Origin of the sequence: Sphingobacterium sp. GVS05A (assembly GCF_019969845.1) — a bacterium.
GTDB lineage: Bacteria > Bacteroidota > Bacteroidia > Sphingobacteriales > Sphingobacteriaceae > Sphingobacterium.
The window spans coordinates 257370-278669 of sequence record NZ_JAHXYR010000008.1; the positions used below are offsets into that span (position 1 = coordinate 257370).

The 21300-nt window shown below is 33.7% G+C and carries 20 protein-coding genes; 19 read left to right on the forward strand and 1 reads right to left on the reverse strand.

Annotated features, from left to right (window positions below; genetic code table 11):
• The first annotated feature begins 10 nt into the window (after nt 1-10).
• From rfbB to LC454_RS20055, 15 genes are read left to right on the forward strand one after another with little or no spacing between them, the layout of a single operon-like run.
• Nucleotides 11-1063: a dTDP-glucose 4,6-dehydratase gene (gene rfbB / locus LC454_RS19985; protein WP_223584169.1), complete on the forward strand. Its 1053-nt coding sequence runs from the start codon at nt 11-13 to the stop codon at nt 1061-1063.
• 1 nt (nt 1064) lies between these two features.
• Nucleotides 1065-1619: a dTDP-4-dehydrorhamnose 3,5-epimerase gene (gene rfbC, locus LC454_RS19990; protein ID WP_223584170.1), complete on the forward strand. Its 555-nt coding sequence runs from the start codon at nt 1065-1067 to the stop codon at nt 1617-1619.
• 3 nt (nt 1620-1622) lie between these two features.
• A complete protein-coding gene (gene rfbD, locus LC454_RS19995) occupies nt 1623-2471 on the forward strand; it encodes a dTDP-4-dehydrorhamnose reductase (RefSeq protein ID WP_223584171.1) in 849 nt (282 codons plus the stop codon).
• A gap of 27 nt (nt 2472-2498) precedes the next feature.
• Nucleotides 2499-3353 carry a glucose-1-phosphate thymidylyltransferase RfbA gene (gene rfbA, locus LC454_RS20000; RefSeq protein ID WP_223584172.1) on the forward strand — a complete coding sequence of 285 codons (855 nt, stop codon included), beginning with the start codon at nt 2499-2501 and terminating at the stop codon, nt 3351-3353.
• Between the two features lie 4 nt (nt 3354-3357).
• Complete coding sequence (locus LC454_RS20005; protein ID WP_223584173.1) at nt 3358-4812, forward strand: oligosaccharide flippase family protein; 1455 nt, start codon at nt 3358-3360, stop codon at nt 4810-4812.
• Entirely contained in the window at nt 4809-5411 is a 603-nt protein-coding gene (locus LC454_RS20010; protein ID WP_223584174.1) for a DapH/DapD/GlmU-related protein, read from the forward strand. Before LC454_RS20005 ends, LC454_RS20010 begins: the two co-directional genes overlap by 4 nt.
• A gap of 2 nt (nt 5412-5413) precedes the next feature.
• Nucleotides 5414-6580: a hypothetical protein gene (locus tag LC454_RS20015; RefSeq protein WP_223584175.1), complete on the forward strand. Its 1167-nt coding sequence runs from the start codon at nt 5414-5416 to the stop codon at nt 6578-6580.
• On the forward strand, nt 6570-7604 hold the full coding sequence (locus LC454_RS20020; RefSeq protein WP_223584176.1) for a hypothetical protein: 1035 nt from the start codon (nt 6570-6572) through the stop codon (nt 7602-7604). The genes LC454_RS20015 and LC454_RS20020 overlap by 11 nt, the downstream gene beginning before the upstream one ends.
• Before the next feature lie 2 nt (nt 7605-7606).
• Nucleotides 7607-8767 carry a glycosyltransferase gene (locus tag LC454_RS20025; protein WP_223584177.1) on the forward strand — a complete coding sequence of 387 codons (1161 nt, stop codon included), beginning with the start codon at nt 7607-7609 and terminating at the stop codon, nt 8765-8767.
• A 5-nt stretch (nt 8768-8772) separates the two neighbouring features.
• The gene (locus LC454_RS20030) at nt 8773-9906 is read left to right on the forward strand and encodes a glycosyltransferase family 4 protein (protein ID WP_223584178.1); all 1134 of its coding nucleotides are present in this window, start codon (nt 8773-8775) and stop codon (nt 9904-9906) included.
• A gap of 1 nt (nt 9907) precedes the next feature.
• Nucleotides 9908-11020, forward strand: coding sequence for a right-handed parallel beta-helix repeat-containing protein (locus LC454_RS20035; RefSeq protein WP_223584179.1), 1113 nt, complete (start codon nt 9908-9910; stop codon nt 11018-11020).
• Nucleotides 11021-11051: 31 nt separating this feature from the next.
• Nucleotides 11052-12164 carry an acyltransferase family protein gene (locus LC454_RS20040; RefSeq protein WP_223584180.1) on the forward strand — a complete coding sequence of 371 codons (1113 nt, stop codon included), beginning with the start codon at nt 11052-11054 and terminating at the stop codon, nt 12162-12164.
• Between the two features lie 19 nt (nt 12165-12183).
• A complete protein-coding gene (locus LC454_RS20045; RefSeq protein ID WP_223584181.1) occupies nt 12184-12789 on the forward strand; it encodes a sugar transferase in 606 nt (201 codons plus the stop codon).
• Nucleotides 12790-12802: 13 nt separating this feature from the next.
• Nucleotides 12803-13402, forward strand: coding sequence for an acetyltransferase (locus LC454_RS20050; protein WP_223584182.1), 600 nt, complete (start codon nt 12803-12805; stop codon nt 13400-13402).
• 5 nt (nt 13403-13407) lie between these two features.
• Entirely contained in the window at nt 13408-14544 is a 1137-nt protein-coding gene (locus tag LC454_RS20055) for a DegT/DnrJ/EryC1/StrS family aminotransferase (RefSeq protein WP_223584183.1), read from the forward strand.
• Between the two features lie 40 nt (nt 14545-14584).
• Here the strand turns inward: LC454_RS20055 and LC454_RS20060 are convergent, their stop codons facing one another.
• On the reverse strand, nt 14585-15688 hold the full coding sequence (locus LC454_RS20060; protein ID WP_223584184.1) for a nucleotidyltransferase family protein: 1104 nt from the start codon (nt 15686-15688) through the stop codon (nt 14585-14587).
• A 244-nt stretch (nt 15689-15932) separates the two neighbouring features.
• On the opposite strand from LC454_RS20060, the gene LC454_RS20065 reads away from it, so the two are divergent.
• The 4 genes from LC454_RS20065 (at nt 15933) to LC454_RS20080 (ending at nt 21290) form a co-directional block, all read left to right on the forward strand.
• Nucleotides 15933-16715: a polysaccharide biosynthesis/export family protein gene (locus LC454_RS20065; protein WP_223584185.1), complete on the forward strand. Its 783-nt coding sequence runs from the start codon at nt 15933-15935 to the stop codon at nt 16713-16715.
• A gap of 8 nt (nt 16716-16723) precedes the next feature.
• A complete protein-coding gene (locus LC454_RS20070) occupies nt 16724-19132 on the forward strand; it encodes a GumC family protein (protein ID WP_223584186.1) in 2409 nt (802 codons plus the stop codon).
• A 134-nt stretch (nt 19133-19266) separates the two neighbouring features.
• Nucleotides 19267-19959, forward strand: a complete 693-nt coding sequence (locus LC454_RS20075) for an outer membrane beta-barrel protein (RefSeq protein WP_223584187.1) — start codon at nt 19267-19269, stop codon at nt 19957-19959.
• Nucleotides 19960-19994: 35 nt separating this feature from the next.
• Nucleotides 19995-21290, forward strand: coding sequence for an SUMF1/EgtB/PvdO family nonheme iron enzyme (locus LC454_RS20080; protein WP_223584188.1), 1296 nt, complete (start codon nt 19995-19997; stop codon nt 21288-21290).
• The last annotated feature ends 10 nt before the right edge of the window (nt 21291-21300 follow it).

Genomic DNA, 21300 nt, shown 5'->3' on the forward strand with positions numbered 1-21300 from the left:
ACTTGTGCATATGAAGAAAACAATAATTATTACTGGTGGAGCGGGGTTTATAGGTTCACACGTTGTTCGCGAATTTGTATTAAAATATCCTGGCTATCATATTGTCAATCTTGATGCATTAACATATGCTGGCAATTTGGCCAATTTAAAAGATATTGAGAATCTAACAAACTATACTTTTGTAAAAGTAGATATTACTGATGCAGAAAAAGTTTTATCCACATTTAGAGAGTATCAACCTGATGGAGTTATTCATTTGGCGGCTGAATCACATGTAGATCGATCAATTGCAGATCCTTTGGCATTTGTCATGACAAACGTAATTGGTACGGTCAATCTATTAAACGCTGCAAAAATAATTTGGGAAGGTAATTTTGAAGGTAAGCGTTTTCATCATGTTTCAACAGATGAAGTTTATGGTACATTGGGCGAAACTGGACTATTTACCGAAGAGACATCTTATGATCCACACTCGCCATATTCTGCATCTAAGGCTTCATCCGATCATTTTGTTCGTGCATATCATGATACTTATGATTTTCCAGTTGTTTTAACCAATTGTTCAAATAATTATGGACCCAACCATTTTCCGGAAAAGCTAATCCCTCTTTGTATCCACAATATTTTAAATAATAGGCCGCTTCCTATATATGGAGATGGTAAGTTCACAAGAGATTGGTTATTTGTCATTGATCATGCCAAAGCCATTGATTTGGTTTTCCATGATGGGAAATTAGGAGAATCTTATAATGTCGGTGGTTTTAACGAATGGCAAAATATTGATTTAGTAAATGAGCTCTGTAAACAAGTGGATGAAAAGTTGAAGAGGCCTCAGGGAACGGCAGCGAAATTGATTACGTTTGTCAAAGATCGCCCTGGGCATGATTTTCGCTATGCAATTGATGCTTCCAAAATTAATAAGGAACTGGGGTACCAACCTTCTGTGACATTTGAAGAGGGACTCTCTAAAACAATCGATTGGTACCTTAGCAATCAAGATTGGTTGGACCAGGTGGCTTCTGGAGAATATCAAAATTACTATCAAAAACAATATCAAGGCTAATATGAAAGCAACGGAAACAAAATTGAAAGGCTGTTTTATTTTGGAGCCAGTAAAATATGGTGATAGCCGTGGATATTTTTTTGAGAGCTTTAATGATAAAACTTTTCGTTCACTGACTGGTACAGATACACATTTTGTACAAGATAATCAGTCATTTTCCTCTAAGGGCGTTTTGCGAGGACTGCATGCGCAGAGCGGAGAGCACGCACAAGCAAAATTGGTTCGTGTTCTTCATGGTAGTGTATTAGACGTAGCAGTAGATGTTCGTCCAGATTCACCTACATTTGGGGAACATATTGCTGTAGAGCTTTCAGTAGAAAATAACCTTCAGCTTTTTGTTCCCCGTGGGTTTTTACATGGATTCGTTGTGCTGAGTGATATAGCAACTTTCTTTTATAAATGTGATAACTTTTACAATAAAGAGTCTGAGTGTGGGGTTCATCCTTTAGATGCAACTGTTGGTGTTGATTGGCGGTTGCCAGTGGAAAAATTGATCTTTTCAGATAAGGATAACGACGCACAAAGTTTTAAAGAGGTTTTCGGTTCGAAAATTTAAAATATGAAAATACTTGTAACGGGAGCCTCAGGTCAATTGGGGTCAGAAATAAAAGAACTTAGTATCAACTATATTGATGATACGTTTATTTTCTTAGACCGAGTAGAAATGCCATTAGACGATTTATCGCAAGTTTTAAGAGTTGTCGAAAATGTCAATCCAGATTTGATTGTTAACTGCGGAGCATATACTGCAGTAGATAAAGCAGAATCCGAAGCAGAATTGGTTGATATTATCAATCATCAAGCTGTGGCGACAATGGCTAGATGGGCAAAACAAAATAATAGGAAACTTATTCATATTTCAACAGATTATGTATTTCAGGGAAATAGTAGTACACCTTTAAAGGAAGATGAACCCACTAATCCGATTAATATATATGGTTTAACTAAACAAAAGGGAGAAGAGGCTGTAGTCTTCTCTGGGGCTGACGCAATTATAATTCGCACGGCGTGGGTGTACTCAACATACGGTACTAATTTTGTGAAAACGATGATTCGTTTAATGATCGAACGAGACGAAATTTCTGTTATTGCAGATCAGATAGGTTCACCGACTTACGCTCATGATTTAGCGCAGATTATTCTAAAGATTACACATAGTGATCGGTGGGAGAAAGGTATTTACCATTTTTCCAATGAAGGTGAGATCTCCTGGTATAATTTTGCTATGGCTATTCGGGAGCTGCATGGTTTAGACTGTAGAATTAATCCGATATCGACAGAACAATATCCTACTCCAGCGAGAAGACCTAATTATTCTTTATTGGATAAAGAAAAAATTAGAGAAACATTCAAATTAATGATTCCAGATTGGAAAGATAGTTTAACGCATATGTTAGCGAAACTTTAGGGCAAAAAATAATCAAGAGATATAGATATGAAAGGAATAATATTAGCTGGAGGTTCTGGTACTCGTTTACATCCATTAACTTTAGCTGTTTCAAAACAACTCATGCCGGTGTATGACAAGCCGATGATTTATTATCCATTATCAACACTGATGTTAGCAGGTATAAATGAAATATTGATTATTTCGACCCCACAGGATTTGCCAAACTTTAAAAAGCTACTTGGAGATGGAAGCCAGATTGGGTGTAGATTCGAATATATAGAGCAACCCAGCCCAGATGGGTTAGCCCAAGCATTTATTTTGGGCGAGGAATTTATTGGCAAAGATAATGTTGCATTAATTTTGGGTGATAATATATTCTACGGTTCGGGAATGTCTAAATTGTTACAGGCTTGTGCCAATCCTGATGGAGGTTATGTATTTGCTTACCCTGTCAACGATCCTGAGCGTTATGGCGTTGTTGAATTTGATGTTAATCAGAATGTGGTTTCGATAGAAGAGAAGCCGCATTTACCAAAATCAAACTACGCGGTACCAGGGTTGTATTTCTACGATAATGACGTGATAGAAATTGCAAAAAATATTAAACCATCTTCAAGAGGCGAATTAGAAATCACTGACATAAACAGAGAATACTTGCATAGAGGAAAACTAAAAGTTGGTGTATTTGATAGAGGTACAGCTTGGCTAGATACGGGCACTATTCAGTCCTTAATACAAGCAGGACAGTTTGTGCAAGTGATAGAAGAGCGGCAAGGGCTCAAAATAGGATGCATTGAGGAGGTCGCCTATCGAATGGGATATATTGACAAAAAGAAATTGCTTGAAATTGCAGAGCCATTAAGAAAAAGCGGTTATGGAGAATACTTGTCAAGCTTATAATTAGATGAATACTTTTATAAGACATACTGTAATATATTTTCTAGGGAAAGGGTTACCTGGTTTAGTAACATTTTTAGGGATATTATATTTTTCTAAGCATTTAACTGCCAATGACTATGGTTATTATTCATTGATCGTGAGTATAGCAGGAATTGTTAATATTATTTTTTTCGATTGGTTCCGATATGGTATGTCAAGATATTTACCTGAATTTGTAGTTGAGAATCGAAGAGAATATTTTTTGGACTTTACACAGAAGACCGCAGTTTTAAATATTCTTTTTATATCAATCCTTGGAATTATTCTATTTATAGCGGCAAACACTGGTGTGGTTAAAGAATTCAAACCTAATACTATAACTCTGATTTTATGCGTAATTATATTGCAATACCTATTCACATTGATTACTCAAATTTTTGTTACAGATCTTAAACCTATTTATTTCAGTATTGCCAATATCGGTAAATCTATTTTAACAATTTCTATTAGTATTTTTTTTATACACCTGGGTTTAGGTTATAAATCACTTTTGATTGGTTTGATAGTAGGTTATTTTCTTCCATTTATATACTCTTGGATTGTTTTAAAGCAGAAATTCACTTTACGCTTAAATAAGTATGATAATTCACTTTTGAAGCAAATTCTGGCATATAGTATACCTTTGACAGCATCTGCTGGATTAAGTTTTTTATTATCATATTCTAGCAGATTTATTATAGGATATTATAGGTCTATTGAAGAGACAGGGCTTTTCTCTTTAGGATTTGATTTTAGTCAGCAGAGTATTGGGGTTTTTATTGCAATTGCAGCTACATCAGCTACTCCAATTGCAATAAAACTATACTCCGAAAATGGAAATACTCAGGAACTAAAAAAACATATGAACCAATCTTTGAACATGTTGTTTTTGGTTTCGTTGCCTGTGGTAGTTATTTTCCTAACTTGTTCCAAAGATTTAACTGACCTTCTTCTTGGTGAAAATTTCAAGAAGTTAGATGCATTAGTTCTACCCATAGTCTCTTTAAATGCTTTTATTATAGGTTTGAAAAGCTACTATTTTGATTTGTTTTTTTATTTAAAAAAGGAAACAAAATATCAAATGTTAATCTTGCTATTGGTAGCTTTTATGAATATTGTTTTAAACATTATATTTATTCCTAGATACGGATATATTGCAGCAATCTGGACAGGTCTTTTTGTGAACTCTACAGCGGTTATACTAACCTATTTAATAACTTCTCGATTAATAGAAATACCATTGGTGTATAAAGAATTGTTTAAAAGTGTTGGATATGCAGTATTAATGTTTATTGTTATGAAGCTATTTGGGCAAGCTAATACTATTGTAATGTTATTTCTTAAAATAGTTTTGGGAATTATATGTTATTTTATCATAGTATTGATTACTAACAAATCATATTTAAATTTCATTAAGAAAAAACTAAATATTGGCTTATGATTATTATAAAATTATTGTCTCATATCTTTGGTTACCGTTTTTTTTCATATCTAAATAGCATGTACAGCCATTTAATATCACACTCAGTGAATAGAAAATTAAGGAAAACAGACGGATTCTCAAGATTTCAGTATCCTAGTGTTATAAAGGGATTGGAATATATCGAAATTGGCAAATCATTTCAGGCTGGGAGTAGATTAAGATTGCAAGCAATTGACCATTATAGAAATGGTCAATTTTCTCCAAAAATAATAATTGGAGACAATGTGATCATAAATCCAAATTGCCAAATTGTCGCGATAAACAAGATTGAGATAGGTTCTAATGTATTGATGGCCAGTAACGTATTTATATCAGATCATGCACATGGTAGATCTGATTTTGGTGATGTTACACTAGCTCCTGAGAAACGGGAATTATCTTCAAAAGGCCCTGTTATTATCGGAGATAATGTTTGGATTGGTCAAAATGTTAGTATACTGGCGAATGTGATTATCGGGGATAATGTGATTATCGGGGCTAATTCAGTTGTCACTAAAAGTATTGTTGCAAATAGTATAGTTGCAGGGGCTCCCGCAACTGTTTTAAAGACTATATAAAAATGATAAACTATATAAGGAAATGGATATTTGTTCCCCTATTATTTTTAGGAGTTCTCTTTCCAACATCTGTTGGGGAGATAACAAATATCCAATATTATTACTTTGCCTTTGTTCTTCTTTTCTGTTGCTATTTTTTTATACCGAAAGCTGGTACCAGTTGGAATATAGTTGCTTTTTTATTGGTAAATATTTTACTAATATTATTTACAATAACAGCTTCAACCACATTTCCTACGTATTCATTTGGTATTTTCCCAAGCTTTTTCTTGCTAACGTTATCTTTCTTCCTGAATTTGAAAGAAGTAAATAGTTATAAACATATCCAGCTTTCATTTACCCTTATTACATTTATAATTATTATTCTTGGAGGAGGAATTGTATTGCAAAATGAATTTATTGTCAATTTCATTAAAAGAAATTATACGGCGAGTTATGACGATCTTGTGCCAAATATGTTGGCTCTAAGGAAACCCGTAATTACTTTTGCAACTCACTCAGTCGCAGCGTTATTTATTTTCTTGTTTTTTTTTCTAAATCTTTGGACATTCAATAAGACAGCCAAGATCATTTATTTTGTTAATTCTATGATTTTGCTGGTATTGTTATTTTTTATAAGATCTAATACATCAATTTTTTATTGTGGAATCTCGATTATATTGCTATTCTTTTATTTGGGAAAACAAAAGAGATTAACTTTATTGCCTATATTAGGTGTTTTCATAATATTTCTTGTTTTTTTGATGGGTAATGATAGCATAAGAGAGCTATTCTTTTCATTTAATGTTGATAGTATTCTAAGTAGCGATAAAAATGGGTTTTCTGCCAGATATTCAACGCAATCTCCATTATTACCAACTATTAATTATATTCTAAATAATCCTTTCTCTCCTGTGGGATTGACCGTTTCTGATAAATTATATTATTCCGATTCAGGGTTTATTTTATATACATTGAGGGGGACAATCGTTTTAACTTTGGTTATCTATTATTCTTTTTACCGTTTTATTAAGGCGAATGTAATTAATCGAAATCTTGGACTTGTTTTATTTTTAGTAATTATAATTTTTGAAATTGGGTATCCAATATTAATTAATACTCGTTTCTTATTTTTGATACCTTTTATAATTGTGTATATAAACTATCTTACTGTGCACTATGAGAAATAAAATATCTGTAAATGCTTTTACTACGGGTCTAGTCACTCCGAGTGCTAGATATAGGGTTAGGCAATTGATACCATATTTGAAGGAGCAAGATGTTGAAGTCAATGAATTTTATTCGAAAAGTGGTGCTTATCCACCTCCGGGGAAGTTAAATCAAATTCAATGGGCAGCTAGTAATCTAACTGAAAATTTTACTAAGATACTATTAAAAGATCAACCAAAATGTGATGTGTCGTGGCTGCAAAAACCTTTGTTCTCTAAGCATTTTACTTTTGAAAGATTTTTAATGAAACCTATTGTGTTTGATGTAGACGATGCGATTTTTCTTGGTAACACTAATGGATTTGCAGAGAAAATTGCATTAATTTCTGAAAGAATTATTTGTGGTAATAATTACTTAGCTAACCATTTTTCTAAATTTAACAAAAATATAGATATTATTCCGACAGCTGTTGATATTTCAAAATATGACAATAGTATAGTGGAAAAATCTAAAGAGTATTTCGAAATCCTTTGGACTGGTACAAGTTCTAATTATAAATATCTCTATAAAATTGAAAGTGCTTTAAAATATATAGTTGATAAGTACCCATTTGTTAAAATTAAAATTATCTCCAATGAACGACCTCTATTTTCGATTCTTGAAGAGAAGGATTTTCTTTACGAAGCTTGGTCAAAGGAAATTGAATTTAGTTCTATTGTTTCAGCGAATCTCGGAATTATGCCAATTGCAGATGATGAATTTTCTAAAGGAAAATGTAGTTATAAAATGCTGTGTTATATGGCGGGAAAATTACCTGTAGTAGTCTCTCCTTATGGCATGAATGAGGAGGTATTAAAAATAAATGAGGTTGGCTTTGGCGCTGATAGTAAAGATGATTGGATTTCATCAATGGAAAATATAATTAATTCATCTGATTTACAATCAAGAATGGGAGAAAATGGTTACAGAGTTGTTTTAGAAAATTTTGATGTAAATGTGATCGCTGATAAAGTGAGATCGTGTTTTGAACAGACAATTATTTAAAAATGGAAGGCAACGTACAGAAGAAGATCGCGATTTTAGCAATGTCTATGGGGAGTGGTGGTGCTGAGAAAGTTATCAGCCTACTCACTCCTAAATTGATGAGAAATAACAAGGTTATTCTGGTTTTATTCTATAATAATTTTCATTTTGAATTGCCAGAAGATTTGGAGGTTGTCATACTCTCTTCTAAAAAATCGCTTTCGATTTTAGAAAAGATTTTTTTGTTTCCTGTTTTTATTTGGAAATATTGGAACTTAATTAGAAGAAAGAAGATCGAAGTTTCTGTTTCGTTTTTAACAAGGCCTAATTTTCTAAATGGAACTATGAAATTCATGTATGGAAAAAGGTTACGGGTAATTATGAGTGAACGAAACTATCCTTCCATTGAATACAATTCTTCAAGATATAGATATTATTTATATAAAGTTTTAATTCCTTTATTGTATAATAAAGCTGATGTACTTTTTTCTAATTCATTATGGATTAATAAGGATCTAAAAGAGAACTTTAATATAAATGCTAGAATGTCTGTTATTTACAACCCGATATTGCTTCCTGAAGTAACAAAAAAGGAAACAAATTATTTGGATTTAGAAATGCTACAGATTGTAAGTGTTGGGCGATTAATACCTACGAAAAATCAAAGTATGCTTATTAAATCGATGAAACGAATTGATGACTTGGAATTGTTCGTAAATTTCCTTGGTGACGGACAAGAAAGGGAAAATTTATATTCGTTAGGTAAAAGATTGGGACTTCAAAATAGAATAAAGTTTTGGGGAAATGTTGGAGATGTCTACAATAAGATTCTAGAATTTGATGTTTTCGTAATGACATCAAATTCTGAAGGTTTCCCAAATGCTTTAATTGAGGCAATGGCAGTTGGCTTACCAGTTATCTCCACAAATTGTCTTTCGGGACCTTTGGAGATTTTAAATGAGAATTCGCAAGTTGAAATTGAGCCCGGAAAATATTTTTTAGCTAAGTATGGAATTCTAGTTAATGTGAATGATGATGAAGGTTTAGCAAGAGCACTAACATATCTGTTCAGTCATCAATCAGTATTAAAGATGTATTCATTGAAGAGTATCGAAAGATCTAATTGTTATTCAATTAACAAAATATTCGATAATTTTGTTAAGCTTCTAGAATACGAAAATTAGATAATATGATGAAAAAAAAAGTGATTAGGGTTTCTACAGTTCCAATTTCTCTAGATCTATTATTAAAAGGTCAATTGCGTTTTCTTAATAATTTTTTTGATGTTTTGGCTGTATCTTCACCCGGAGATTCTTTAGAGACAGTAAAAGAGAGAGAAGGAGTAAAAACGAAATCAATAAAAATAGAAAGAAAAATATCCCCTATAAAAGACTTGATTTCTTTGATAATGTTATATCGTCTTTTTAAAAAGGAAAAACCCGATATAGTACACTCTATTACACCCAAAGCTGGTTTATTATCAATGCTAGCAGCGTATTTTGCGGGATGCCCTATAAGGTGTCACACCTTTACTGGGTTAATATTTCCTACTAAAAGCGGACTTATAAAGACCATTCTTATTGCTATGGACAAATTATTGTGCTATTGTGCGACTCATGTCTATCCCGAGGGATTAGGTGTAAAAAACGATCTCATAAATTATTCTGTAACGAATAAACCTCTAAAGATTATTGGAAACGGTAACGTAAATGGAGTTGACATAGAGTATTTTGACTCTTTGAATGTCAACGTTTCTGAGGAAACTAAAATAGAATGCCGTAGTAATCCGGGAGAATTTACTTTTGTTTTTGTGGGTCGTTTAGTTCGAGATAAAGGCATAAATGAATTAATAAAATGTTTTGATGAATTAAGTAAGGGATATAAAAATGTGAAGTTAATATTGGTTGGTGATTTTGATTTAGATCCTATAGATGATAGTACTTTACATTTGATTGGCAATAATTCGAGGATTGTTCATGTTGGATTTAAAAAAGATATACGTCCCTACTTAAAGCTTGCGGATGTATTTGTTTTTCCGAGCTATAGAGAAGGCTTCCCAAATGTAGTGTTGCAGGCAGGAGCTATGTGCTTACCTAGTATAGTAACTAATATCAATGGTTCTAATGAGATAATTTCAAATTTATATAATGGTGTAATTATTGAACCTAGAAATGAAAAATGTTTAAAGCAAGAAATGGAGAAAATGATCGTAGGAAAATACAATCTATTAGAGATGGGGAGAAATGCGAAAAATAATATAATAAATAAATTTGATAAGAAATTTGTTTGGAATTGCTTGTTAGAGGAGTATAAATCTTATTAGTATGAAAAATGGTGTTTTATGTATTTGTATTTTATTTGCAAATATCGTTGCGAATGCACAGTCGAAGTTTGTTTATCGAAATATTCCAATTAATATTTTGAAACCTTATGAAGTTAGCGACGAGTCTAGGAAAAGGATTATTGCTTCAACGAATAATTTATATGATCTGACTAAAGCTTTGCCTCGTCCCTATGTCACGGATGGTTCTGTTGATTATACTCAATTTCTACAAAAGGGAATAGATAATTATCAGAACGTGATTTTTCCGAATTTTCCTGTAAAGATTAACGACAAAGGCATTGCTTTGAAGAGTAATAGTATAGTGATCTTCAATAAATATTCCAAAATTATATTGGAGAAGTCTAGTAGAATTGACTACCAAATTTTAAGACTGTATAATCTCCGAGATACCAAAGTTTATTTTGCTAGTTTAAAAGGAGATCGAGAGTCCCATATCGGTAAATCCGGCGAGTTTGGAATGGGAATTTCTATAAGAGGCTCAAGAAATATCTTAATAAGTAACGCTTATATCTCGCATTGTTGGGGTGATGGTGTATACTTAGATGATTATTCTCAAGATATTTTATTGAACCGCGTACACGTGGACTATAATAGAAGAAATGGGGTATCTATAGTATATGCGAAAAATATAACAATAAACAATTTGCTTGCGACAAACACTTATGGCACAGCACCAATGGCTGGAATTGATATTGAACCAGATAAGAATAGCCACATTGTTGATGAAATAAAATTAAATGACCCAATTACTTATAACAATTTTAATCGAGGGATTTTAATTGCATTGATGAATTTGCCTGGATTTAGCAAAAGGGATGTGAATATTCAAATTAATAATCATGTGGACTTATATTCAAAATATGGCATGGCGTTTTATCCTGGAGATAACAAGAAACAATGGAAAAATTTGAATGGAGAGATATTGATTAATAATCCGAATTGGTCTGGTTCTGTTTCGTCGGGATTCTTCGTACCTAATAATAGTCCCAATAATAATATTAAATTGAAAATAATGGGCAGCAATAAGGTAAAATCGAGTAAAGCTGATTTTACGAAGATATCAAAGAGTATTAATAATATATCGGTACAATAATTTTATTTGATAAATTTCATAACATGTAACAATGGAAAATAAGCCTATTTTTTTAAATGGATTAAATGGTATTAGAACAATAGCTGCTCTTGGTGTTTTATTGTCGCATATTAATCTTTCTTTGCGAGAATTTAAAATGTTCAACATATCTCTTTTTGGTTTTGACAAAAATGGTAATCAAGATAGTTGGAGCCTCGGTGAACACGGTGTTACAATGTTTTTCGTTTTGAGTGGTTTTCTGATTACCTACTTGTTATTGAAAGAATACGATAAAACTTCCTTTATTAATATTGGTAAATTTTATATGAGAAGAATACTTCGGATATGGCCATTGTACTTTTTATATATATCAATGACCTTGATTATTCTTTGGAAATATATTGTGCCAGATCTTAATTTAGTTTATTATCTTACTTTTTTTGCGAATGTTCCATTTATAAAATCTCAGAGCTATCTTGCAATGAATCATCTATGGTCAATCAGTGTGGAAGAACAGTTTTATTTATTTTGGCCAGTTTTATTCCTTTTTTTTGTAAGACGTAACTTTGTAGTATGTGTACTATCGGTAATAATCGTACTTTCAGTGGCTCGTGTTTTTATATGGTATGTTTCACCTTTTTCTTTAATGGCTCTATTTTCTGTGGTCAATAGGTTTGATTGTATGTTAATTGGAGCGCTAGGGGCATTTTTAGTTCATCGTAATAATAAAATCATTGATATATTAAATAACAGGTTGTTGCAAATTTCTTGTTGGATTATAGTTCTTTTACTTGTTGTTAATAAATTTATCTTTTTTAACTCTATTATAGAAATATTTGTTATTGAAGTTGTAACATTAATCATTATAATAGGACAAATAAAAATAAAAAATAGAATTGTTAATTTGGAGAATCCACTTTTTTCTTATATAGGAAAGCTATCCTTTGGTTTATATGTTTACCACCCTCTTTTTATTGTTGGATTTTATAAATTTATAGATTTTCATTTTTTCTCGAACGAACTGTTAAATGTGGTAATAATTTTTTTAAGTGTTCTGGTAAGTTCTCTAATAATGGCTCATGTGAGTTATTATTATTTCGAACAGAAATTTTTAAATATGAAAACAAGATACTCAGTTGTAGAATCGTCAAATATTAAGGTTTAAAAGAAATAGTAATTAATTTATGTATAAAAATGTATTCAAAAGGCTCATTGATTTTATTGTGGCATTAGTAGGATTGCTGGTATTAAGTCCGATTCTTTTGGTAATTATCATTTTGCTTTATTGTGTTAATGATCGAAAACCATTCTTTTTTCAATCGAGACCTGGCAAAGGGGGAAAGATTTTTAAAATAATTAAATTTAAAACGATGAACGATAAATGTGACCCCCATGGGAATTTGCTGCCTGATGTTGATCGCCTAACATTTGTAGGAACTTTTGTGCGAAAAACGTCTTTGGACGAAATTCCTCAATTAATAAACGTCTTGAAAGGAGATATGTCTTTGATTGGACCCCGCCCTTTGTTAATACAATATCTCCCCCTTTATAATTATGAACAATCTAGACGCCATGAAGTTAGACCAGGTATCACTGGTTGGGCTCAAGTAAACGGGAGAAACGCTATATCTTGGAGAAAAAAGTTAGAGTTAGATGTATGGTATGTAGATAACATATCATTTCTCACTGATTTAAAAGTTTTTTTTACCACATTTAAAAAGGTTTTTATTAGGGAGGGTATTTCAGCCGAAGGGCATGCAACGATAGAACCCTTTAATGGAAATAATTAATAATTAAAATGTTATGTATTTATTTGGGGCAAGTGGTCATGGAAAGGTAGTTGCAGAAATTATAGAGAGTCTTAATTTATGTATTGACGGATTTATTGATACTGATCTAGATAAAATTTCGTTATTAGGTTATAGAGTTTTTCACGAATATCCGGACGGACCGTTGGAAGTTGTAATTGCTATTGGAAATAATGAAGTTAGAAAAAGAATAGCTAATCAATACAGTTGCATATTTCCAAAGCTCATATCTAATAGCGCAAATCTTTCCCATAGAAGTGTTTTAGGTAAAGGAACGGTTGTTATGGCTGGCGCAACTATTAATGTTGATGTAAATATCGGTCAACATTGTATAATTAATACAAATGCATCAGTAGATCACGATTGTATTATAGAAGATTTTGTACATTTATCACCAAACGTTGCATTAGCAGGAAACGTATTTGTAGGTGAGGGCACCCATGTCGGTATTGGGGCATGTGTAATACAAGGGGTTAAAATAGGCCGTTGGTGTACAATTGGTGCCGGAGCGGTTATCATTAGAGATATCCCAGATGGATGTACAGTTGTGGGGAACCCTGGGAAAATTATTAGGAAAATAGAACATAAACTTTAAACGCGATGTCAGATAAAATATGGCTTTCTTCTCCTCATATGGGGGGAAATGAATTAAGATACATTCATGAAGCTTTTGAAAACAATTGGGTAGCGCCTCTAGGCCCAAATGTAAATGGTTTTGAGACGGATTTAGAAAATTTTTTAGATTCAGATGTAAAAGTGGCTGCACTTTCCGCCGGAACTGCTGCCCTGCATTTGGCCTTGATCGAATGTGGTGTAACGTATGGAGACGAGGTGATCTGCCAGTCAATGACATTTTCTGCTTCTGCAAATCCAATCGCTTATCAAGGGGCGATACCCGTTTTTGTAGATTCTGAAAAAGAAACTTGGAATATGTGTCCTATAGCATTGAAGGAGGCGTTGATTGACCGATTAAGAAAGGGGAAAAAACCCAAAGCTATTATTGTTGTACACCTGTACGGTATGCCGGCAAAAATGGATCAAATACTTGCTGTTGCTGATGAATTTGATATACCATTAATTGAAGATGCTGCTGAGGCATTGGGATCATCATATAAGGGTAAGCATTGTGGTACATTTGGCCGCTTTGGAGTCTTGAGTTTTAATGGAAACAAAATAATTACTACTTCAGGCGGGGGAGCTTTAGTTTGTCATACAGAAGAAGATAAGGAAAAAATTGTATTTTTGTCGACTCAAGCTCGCGATAATGCTCCTCATTATCAACATTCTCATATAGGTTTCAATTATAGAATGTCTAATATTTGTGCGGGTATCGGTCGAGGACAGATGGAAGTATTGGATACTCGAATTGAAGCCCGCCGAGCTATGAAAAGGTTTTATATGGAATTGTTTTCTGGCATTAGTGGTGTTAATGTTTTAACCGAGCCTAATCAAGACTTTTACTCTAATCATTGGTTAACAGCGATTACGATTGATAGTGCTAAAGCTAATGTCTCTCGAGAGGACCTCCGTCTTGCACTGCTTGAAGATAATATTGAATCGCGTCCTCTTTGGAAACCCATGCATTTACAGCCTGTTTTTGCAAATACACCATATTATGGTGAAAATATAGCAGAAGAATTATTTAATGATGGACTTTGTTTACCATCAGGGTCAAATTTAATAGACACTGATAAATATCGAATTCGCAATAAAATTGAAAATGTATTTGCTAAATAGTATAGAAAAATAGCCTTAATTCAACATTAAGGCTCTTTTTCTAGCTTCTATCTATACCGATGAATTTCGAGTATAAATGGACGAAGGGGAAAAAAAATGCTTCTTGGGGTGCATAGGGTAAATATCTCCAGAAATTGGCCCAAAGTCTTTTTGCCCCATCAGGCTGAATCGATATTTTCTCATTGACTTTCCCCCCAACATAACGATCATCATAATATCCAAAATTTCCACCATGCCAAATCTCTTTAAGCATCCAGTTTACATTAATTTTATCCGGGTAATTGAATGGAAGTTGCGCAGGCGGTAGTCCAATGTAATCTACAAGAATTTTATGAAGGAGGTGAGTCCACTTGAGAATACCTGTATTTTTATAGATTTTTTTAAGAAGATCCTTATCTATTTTCTCACTATAATAAGAATAAAGCTTTGCTGAATCACAGAATTGCCTTAGCCCCATTCCGAAAGAAATCATATGTTTTAAAATGTGGCCATTAACTTGCAGCATTTGCAATTCAGGAGCTAAAATTTTAATTGGCGTATTTCCAATATTAATTCTAAGTTGGTTATTTTGATAAAGCTTTTCTATTTTTTTTAGATAGGATGCCTTCAAAGGGCTGCGTAGATCAAAAAGATTTTTGTGATGCTCGATGTCAATTCCATTCCAGTCATAAATCAAACTAAAACCCGCTGTGTCGGTAAAATCAATAGATTTTTCCTTCAAAATTTCTCGTGCTTTGGTGTAACCTCGATCCTCGAAGTACCAATCAATATCTCCGGAAATACGATGTAAAGGATTGTTATAACAAAAAGCAACTCCTTGCCCTTTTTGTAAAATCGGTGACAATCCGTTCTCTATGAATATTTTGTGTTGATTTTCAATTGCAATATTCATTTTTGTATTTTGGCGTTCAACTTGATCTACTCTAACAGCCCACTTTAAGCGAAGGTATTGTGGAGGAAGCATTGTATGGTCTAAAAAAAGAAAACTATCAAAAATTATACACTCCACTGTATGTGTTATAGAAAATGTATATATATGCTCCCATTCTCTATCTGTTAAAGGTTTTATTGATGTAGGAGGAAGTTTGCCCCATAGACCAATTTGCAATAGATGAAAAAATGCTGTTTTTAGTTTGTTATCCATTATTTATTTAAAGAATAATTCAAATATAATAAATTATGGAGTTGAAAGGATAAAAAGCTGTTATATGTGTTCCAAAAGAAAAGTTTTGATTGAAAAGATCAAAACCTAAATTTAGGCATAAATCTTGCTTGCCTCTTGCGGATTCAAATCAACTATTTGAATTGGCATTTTTGCCAAGGTAGTATGAATAAAAAAGTATATTTTTGTCGGTAAATAGAAAATCAATTTATAATTCAAAGAGCACATGCATTTAATATCAAAGTATAGTGTACATATAGTACAAGTTATAACCCTCTTAATAATCTTTTGTTCTTGTGGTTCACGTAAGGATATGGTTTATCTTCAGCAAGATTCTACCGTAATAAATTCTATTTATGAACAACATGTGCCTAAAATCCAGCCAAATGATATATTGACTGTTGTTGTTACAGCCGCGGACCCAAAAGTAACTGCTCCATTTAATCCCGTAAGTACAATGGCAACGAGTAACCTGACACAGCAAACAGATATGGCATTGCGTCCTACTTATACCGTTGATGATAAGGGTAATATAATACTTCCTATGTTGGGAAGTGTACATGTCGGAGGTATGACTCGTCTTGAAGCTATTGAAAAATTAAGAAATGAGTTGAGCCAATATATAAAGGATCCTGGAGTCAATATCAATTTTAATAACTTTCGAGTTTCTGTGTTAGGAGAGGTTGCACGCCCTGGATCTTTTATTATGCCAACAGAGCGAGTTACAATCTTAGAAGCATTGGGTATGGCTGGTGATTTGACTATTCGAGGTGTTCGTCAAAATGTAACTTTAATTCGTGAAGTTAATGGGCAAAAAACTATGCATCAAGTTGATTTGACAAAAAAAAGTACACTAAATTCGCCTTATTATTATTTAGTTCAAAATGATGTAATTTATGTTGAACCCAATAAGGCACAGATTAATAATTCCAAGCTAGGTGCAAATACTAATATTATTATTTCAATTGCTAGTTTATTAATCACTGTAATATCAGTATTGACACGTTAATAATATACATGGAAAACCAATCTATATACAACAGGAATCAAGAAGAAGAAATTAACTTGAGACAGCTTTTCGAACAGTATTTATTTTATTGGAAATGGTTCTTGGTATGCGTCATTCTATCTATAGGAATTGCTTTCGCATATTTACGTTATGCACAAAAGACCTACAATACTACTGCAAAAATCTTACTAAAAGATGAAAAGAGTGCTTCGGCGGGGGAATTAGCAGGTATCGCAGAACTTAGTAGCAGTATGGGCTTCGGTGGGAGTCGTTCTGCTTTTGTAACTGATCAAATTGAAGTTCTTTATTCCCGAAGATTGATGCGTAAGGTCGTTGATCAACATAATTTGAATATAGTTTACTCTATTAAAGGAAATATACGATCGTCAGAGCTTTTGGAACGCGAAATGCCTTTCATCGTTGAACCACAAGGAAATCAGGACTCGACTCGTCTAAATATTCAAGCACGTTACAAAGATTCAAATCGCCTGGAGGTAATTAATTTGATATCCAAAGAGAAATTTGATGTTATCTTTGATAAAGCTGTTAAAATCGGTAGAAATAATTTGATTTTCAAGGAGAATAATGTTAAGAAAACAAAGAAAATTAATGCAGATACAGAGTTTTTGATCAATATTATTCCTAAAGACTGGGCTGTTGATGGTAATTTAAATGCTATAAGCATTGTTCCAAGCAAAGAAAATCAATCTTATGTGGTGAATTTTTCGATGTTATCAACCTTGGATAAAAAAGCTGAGTTAATAATTAACACACTTATTGATGTTTACAATGCCGATTTAACAAATGATAAACTGCGCATGACTAGGGCAACTTCAGAATTTATCAACAAGCGTTTAATGTTAATTTCTAAAGACCTTTCGGGAGCCGATGAGCAAGCAGCTGATTTTAAGTCTGCTAATTCTATGGTTGATATGGCAACTGAGGCTGGTGTATTTCTCAATAATGCATCGGAAAATGATAAAAAAGTATTAGAATATCGGACTCAATTAAAACTTGTTGATCACATGAATGACTATTTGAAGAGTCAGGAAGTGGGGAAGTTGTTGCCTTCAAATATTGGTCTTCAAGATGCCTCAATTACTGGTTCTATTGAAGCATATAATCGGCTAGTTCTTGAACGAGACGATTTATTGAAATCAGCTTCGGATCAAAATCCTGCTGTTATTGCTCTAAATGAAAATTTGAACGAAAGCAATAAAAATATTCGACAATCACTCAAGAACTATCAAAACGTGACACAGCTAGCATTAAATAGTATAGAGAGTAAGTCAAACGAGATCAGAGGACGAATTAGTTCAATTCCAAGTCAAGAACAAGGTTTTAAGAAAATTTCGAGACAGCAGCAAATTGTAGAATCACTTTATCTGTTGTTGTTACAAAAAAGAGAGGAAAGCGAAGTAAAAGCAGCTGCCACTCCAGACAATTTAAAAATAATTGACGCGGCTTATGGTAATGGCCTACCGGTTGCACCTAGAAAATCTATTGTATTATCTGCGGCTCTTATTTTAGGTCTTTTGATACCATTTGGAATTCTGTATTTGAAATTTTTATTAGATAACAAGATTCACTCCCGAAAAGACATTGAAGAAATTGTTAAAGTTCCCGTTTTGGGTGAAATACCTACTGCTGAAGATACGATTGTACATCTTAATGACCGGTCTTCCTTAGCAGAGGCCTTTCGTATTCTGCGTACCAATATGAATTTTATGTTTGGTGCTGATCAGAAAGACACTTCCAAAGTTGTATTTGTTACCTCAACAATTTCAGGAGAAGGAAAATCATTTGTTACAACTAACCTAGCGCAGATATTATCCATGTCGGGTAAAAAGGTGGTATTGATTGGAGCTGATATTCGAAGCCCAAAAGTATTGGATTATTTGGGCTTGTCACATTTACAGCACACCAACGTCGGAATAACTCAATTCTTGATTAATCCAGAAATGGACGTTAATAATATTATTATTAAAAAGCCGGGTAATTATGATTTTGATGTCATTTACTCAGGGTACATTGCACCAAATCCTGCGGAATTGCTTATGAACGGTCATTTTGATGATGTGATTAAGTATACGCGTGAGCATTATGACTATATATTGGTGGATACTGCACCAGTTAGTTTGGTGACAGATACTTTGCTTATTGCACATAATGCCGATCTGACATTATATGTATCACGTGTTAATTATCTTGATAAGCGTTTATTGCAAGTACCTCGTGAACTTTATGTCGAAGGCAAGTTGAAAAATGTTGCTGCAGTAGTCAATGACGTAGATTTTGCTAGAGGCTACGGCTACGGCTACGGTTATGGTTATGGCTATGGCGATAAAGGTAAGAATAAGAAGACAGGCCTGGCTAAAATATGGCAGGATATTAAGGAACGATTAAATATAAAATAGATCTATAATTTTATAGATTTTGGCCTTATTGTTGTTTAACCCCAAGTCGAATATTCGGCTTGGGGTTTTATTTTATAATAATTTTTATTACAATCCGTTATGATTGTAATATTTTTAATACTAATCAACTCACTATGAGAAAAAGACTATTATTTACAGCACTAGGAATTTCATGTTTTATGATAGGTACCGTGTCGGCGCAATTTTCAAGGCCTATTAGCGTTGGCGCGGGTGCTGGTGTGGCTTATAATTTAACAGATCTAGCGAATGTAGACGCTAATTTCGCTTTTTATGGTGAAGCAGATTATCTGATTAATCCATTTATATCGGTTGGTCTACACGGGGAAAAAGGTACATTGAGTGGGAGTGGATATAATAGTGATTTTGAAAATCGCTACTTCGCCGGAAACATAAATGGAAAAGTTCGTTTAGGGCAATTTATGGGGCACGCAGACAATTACAGCTATTATACTTTACAGACAAATACATTCTCGCGTATTCTTTCCAACGTTTATGTTGGGGCCGGCGCTGGATTAGTGAAAAATCGTATAGCTCGACATTTGGCCCCTGAATATACCGATGGTATTATTAACCAAGGAGGAGAGCTGGCTGAAGATCTAGGAGAAATACATTTTGTAATCCCTCTAAACGTGGGCTTCGATATTCCTTTTGGGCGTACTTTATATGGGCCACAATGGGCTATCAACGTCAACTACCAGCACACCCTAACCACCAATGATAACCTAGACGGTATAAAGAATAAAAATAATGATCAATATGGTTTTGTATCGCTGGGTGTAAAATATGCCCTTTTCAATCGAAAATAAGCGAATTAAGTAACCTAATTTAATTAATAAATGAGATGAATATAATAAAACAGATCTATAGAAATCGTTTAATAGCTTTCGGTGTTTTGGCACTTTTGATTGCTTTCTCAGCATGTAAATCCAACTCGGCCGTATATAAGGCCCCTAAAGTAAATGCCTTTCGCGGTGGTAAACTGCCTGCGCCACCAGGAATGGTTTATATCCCATCAGGAACAATTCTATTCAAGGGTTCTCTTGATAGCGGTAATGTGGGGAAAAATGTGAGTGTGAGCGCCTTTTTTATTGATGAGGCTGAAGTCACAAATAAACAGTATCGTGAATTTGTGAATTGGGTAGCGGACTCTGTTGCGGTAACGGATTATCTGCAAGATGACCAATACTTTTTGGAGATAGCAGGTGAACAGGTAGGACAGCGAAGAATTAACTGGGCAAAGGTTAAGAAAGTCTCTCCTTTATGGAAAAGTAACGATCCAAGCATTCAGGAACGTATAGCACCAATGTTAGAAATGCGCGGTAACAGACGTGCACTCAATCCGGAGGTAATTAAATACCGCTTCTCGTATTTACAATCAAAAGGAAATATGAAAAAGGGGTATGTAACGGATTCCGTTGCGGTGATGCCCGTGGAAGATATCTGGACAAAGGATTTTCCGAATGCACAATTAGCTTCTTTGGATGCGAATTATTTTACGCATCCCTCTTTTGACTATTATCCCGTTGTTGGAGTAACATGGAGACAAGCGCGGGCATTTACGGATTGGCGTGCAAGTGAAATGGCGGCTACGGTATTAAAAAATTCCTACCTCAATGGTTATCAACTAAGCCTAAGCTTACCAACAGAAGCACAATGGCAATATGCCGCGTCGGGCAAACTGGATCCACAAGATACAATAGCTGGTTCAAGAATGACTATTGATGGTACAGAAGGTAAAAAGAAGCTGGCTGTCAACTTTAAACAAGGCGAAGGTACTTACTCACGTGATGGAGCAACGTTCACACTACCTGTTAAATCGTATATGCCGAATGCATTTGGTGTTTACAATATGGCGGGTAATGTTTCCGAGTGGACATTGGATGCGTATAGCCCATCGGCTGTCGTATTTGTCAATGACCTTAATCCCGCATTATTGTATGATGCCGATGCAAAGGATGGGGATGCACTCAAACGAAAAGTTGTACGTGGCGGCTCATGGAAGGACAATGGTGAACAATTAAATAGTGAAACACGTAATTATTCGGTGGATTACGAGCCGCATTCTTATATTGGTTTTCGTTGTGTGATGTCTGCATTCGAAATGCCAACTGTGCAAAGTAAAACACGTAAGTATTAATTCGGACTGT

Coding starts and splice junctions, on each gene's coding strand:
- rfbB (WP_223584169.1), top strand. CDS start 11: ATGAAGAAAACAATAATTATTACTGGTGGAGCGGGGTTTATAGGTTCA.
- rfbC (WP_223584170.1), top strand. CDS start 1,065: ATGAAAGCAACGGAAACAAAATTGAAAGGCTGTTTTATTTTGGAGCCA.
- rfbD (WP_223584171.1), top strand. CDS start 1,623: ATGAAAATACTTGTAACGGGAGCCTCAGGTCAATTGGGGTCAGAAATA.
- rfbA (WP_223584172.1), top strand. CDS start 2,499: ATGAAAGGAATAATATTAGCTGGAGGTTCTGGTACTCGTTTACATCCA.
- LC454_RS20005 (WP_223584173.1), top strand. CDS start 3,358: ATGAATACTTTTATAAGACATACTGTAATATATTTTCTAGGGAAAGGG.
- LC454_RS20010 (WP_223584174.1), top strand. CDS start 4,809: ATGATTATTATAAAATTATTGTCTCATATCTTTGGTTACCGTTTTTTT.
- LC454_RS20015 (WP_223584175.1), top strand. CDS start 5,414: ATGATAAACTATATAAGGAAATGGATATTTGTTCCCCTATTATTTTTA.
- LC454_RS20020 (WP_223584176.1), top strand. CDS start 6,570: ATGAGAAATAAAATATCTGTAAATGCTTTTACTACGGGTCTAGTCACT.
- LC454_RS20025 (WP_223584177.1), top strand. CDS start 7,607: ATGGAAGGCAACGTACAGAAGAAGATCGCGATTTTAGCAATGTCTATG.
- LC454_RS20030 (WP_223584178.1), top strand. CDS start 8,773: ATGATGAAAAAAAAAGTGATTAGGGTTTCTACAGTTCCAATTTCTCTA.
- LC454_RS20035 (WP_223584179.1), top strand. CDS start 9,908: ATGAAAAATGGTGTTTTATGTATTTGTATTTTATTTGCAAATATCGTT.
- LC454_RS20040 (WP_223584180.1), top strand. CDS start 11,052: ATGGAAAATAAGCCTATTTTTTTAAATGGATTAAATGGTATTAGAACA.
- LC454_RS20045 (WP_223584181.1), top strand. CDS start 12,184: ATGTATAAAAATGTATTCAAAAGGCTCATTGATTTTATTGTGGCATTA.
- LC454_RS20050 (WP_223584182.1), top strand. CDS start 12,803: ATGTATTTATTTGGGGCAAGTGGTCATGGAAAGGTAGTTGCAGAAATT.
- LC454_RS20055 (WP_223584183.1), top strand. CDS start 13,408: ATGTCAGATAAAATATGGCTTTCTTCTCCTCATATGGGGGGAAATGAA.
- LC454_RS20060 (WP_223584184.1), bottom strand. CDS start 15,688: ATGGATAACAAACTAAAAACAGCATTTTTTCATCTATTGCAAATTGGT.
- LC454_RS20065 (WP_223584185.1), top strand. CDS start 15,933: ATGCATTTAATATCAAAGTATAGTGTACATATAGTACAAGTTATAACC.
- LC454_RS20070 (WP_223584186.1), top strand. CDS start 16,724: ATGGAAAACCAATCTATATACAACAGGAATCAAGAAGAAGAAATTAAC.
- LC454_RS20075 (WP_223584187.1), top strand. CDS start 19,267: ATGAGAAAAAGACTATTATTTACAGCACTAGGAATTTCATGTTTTATG.
- LC454_RS20080 (WP_223584188.1), top strand. CDS start 19,995: ATGAATATAATAAAACAGATCTATAGAAATCGTTTAATAGCTTTCGGT.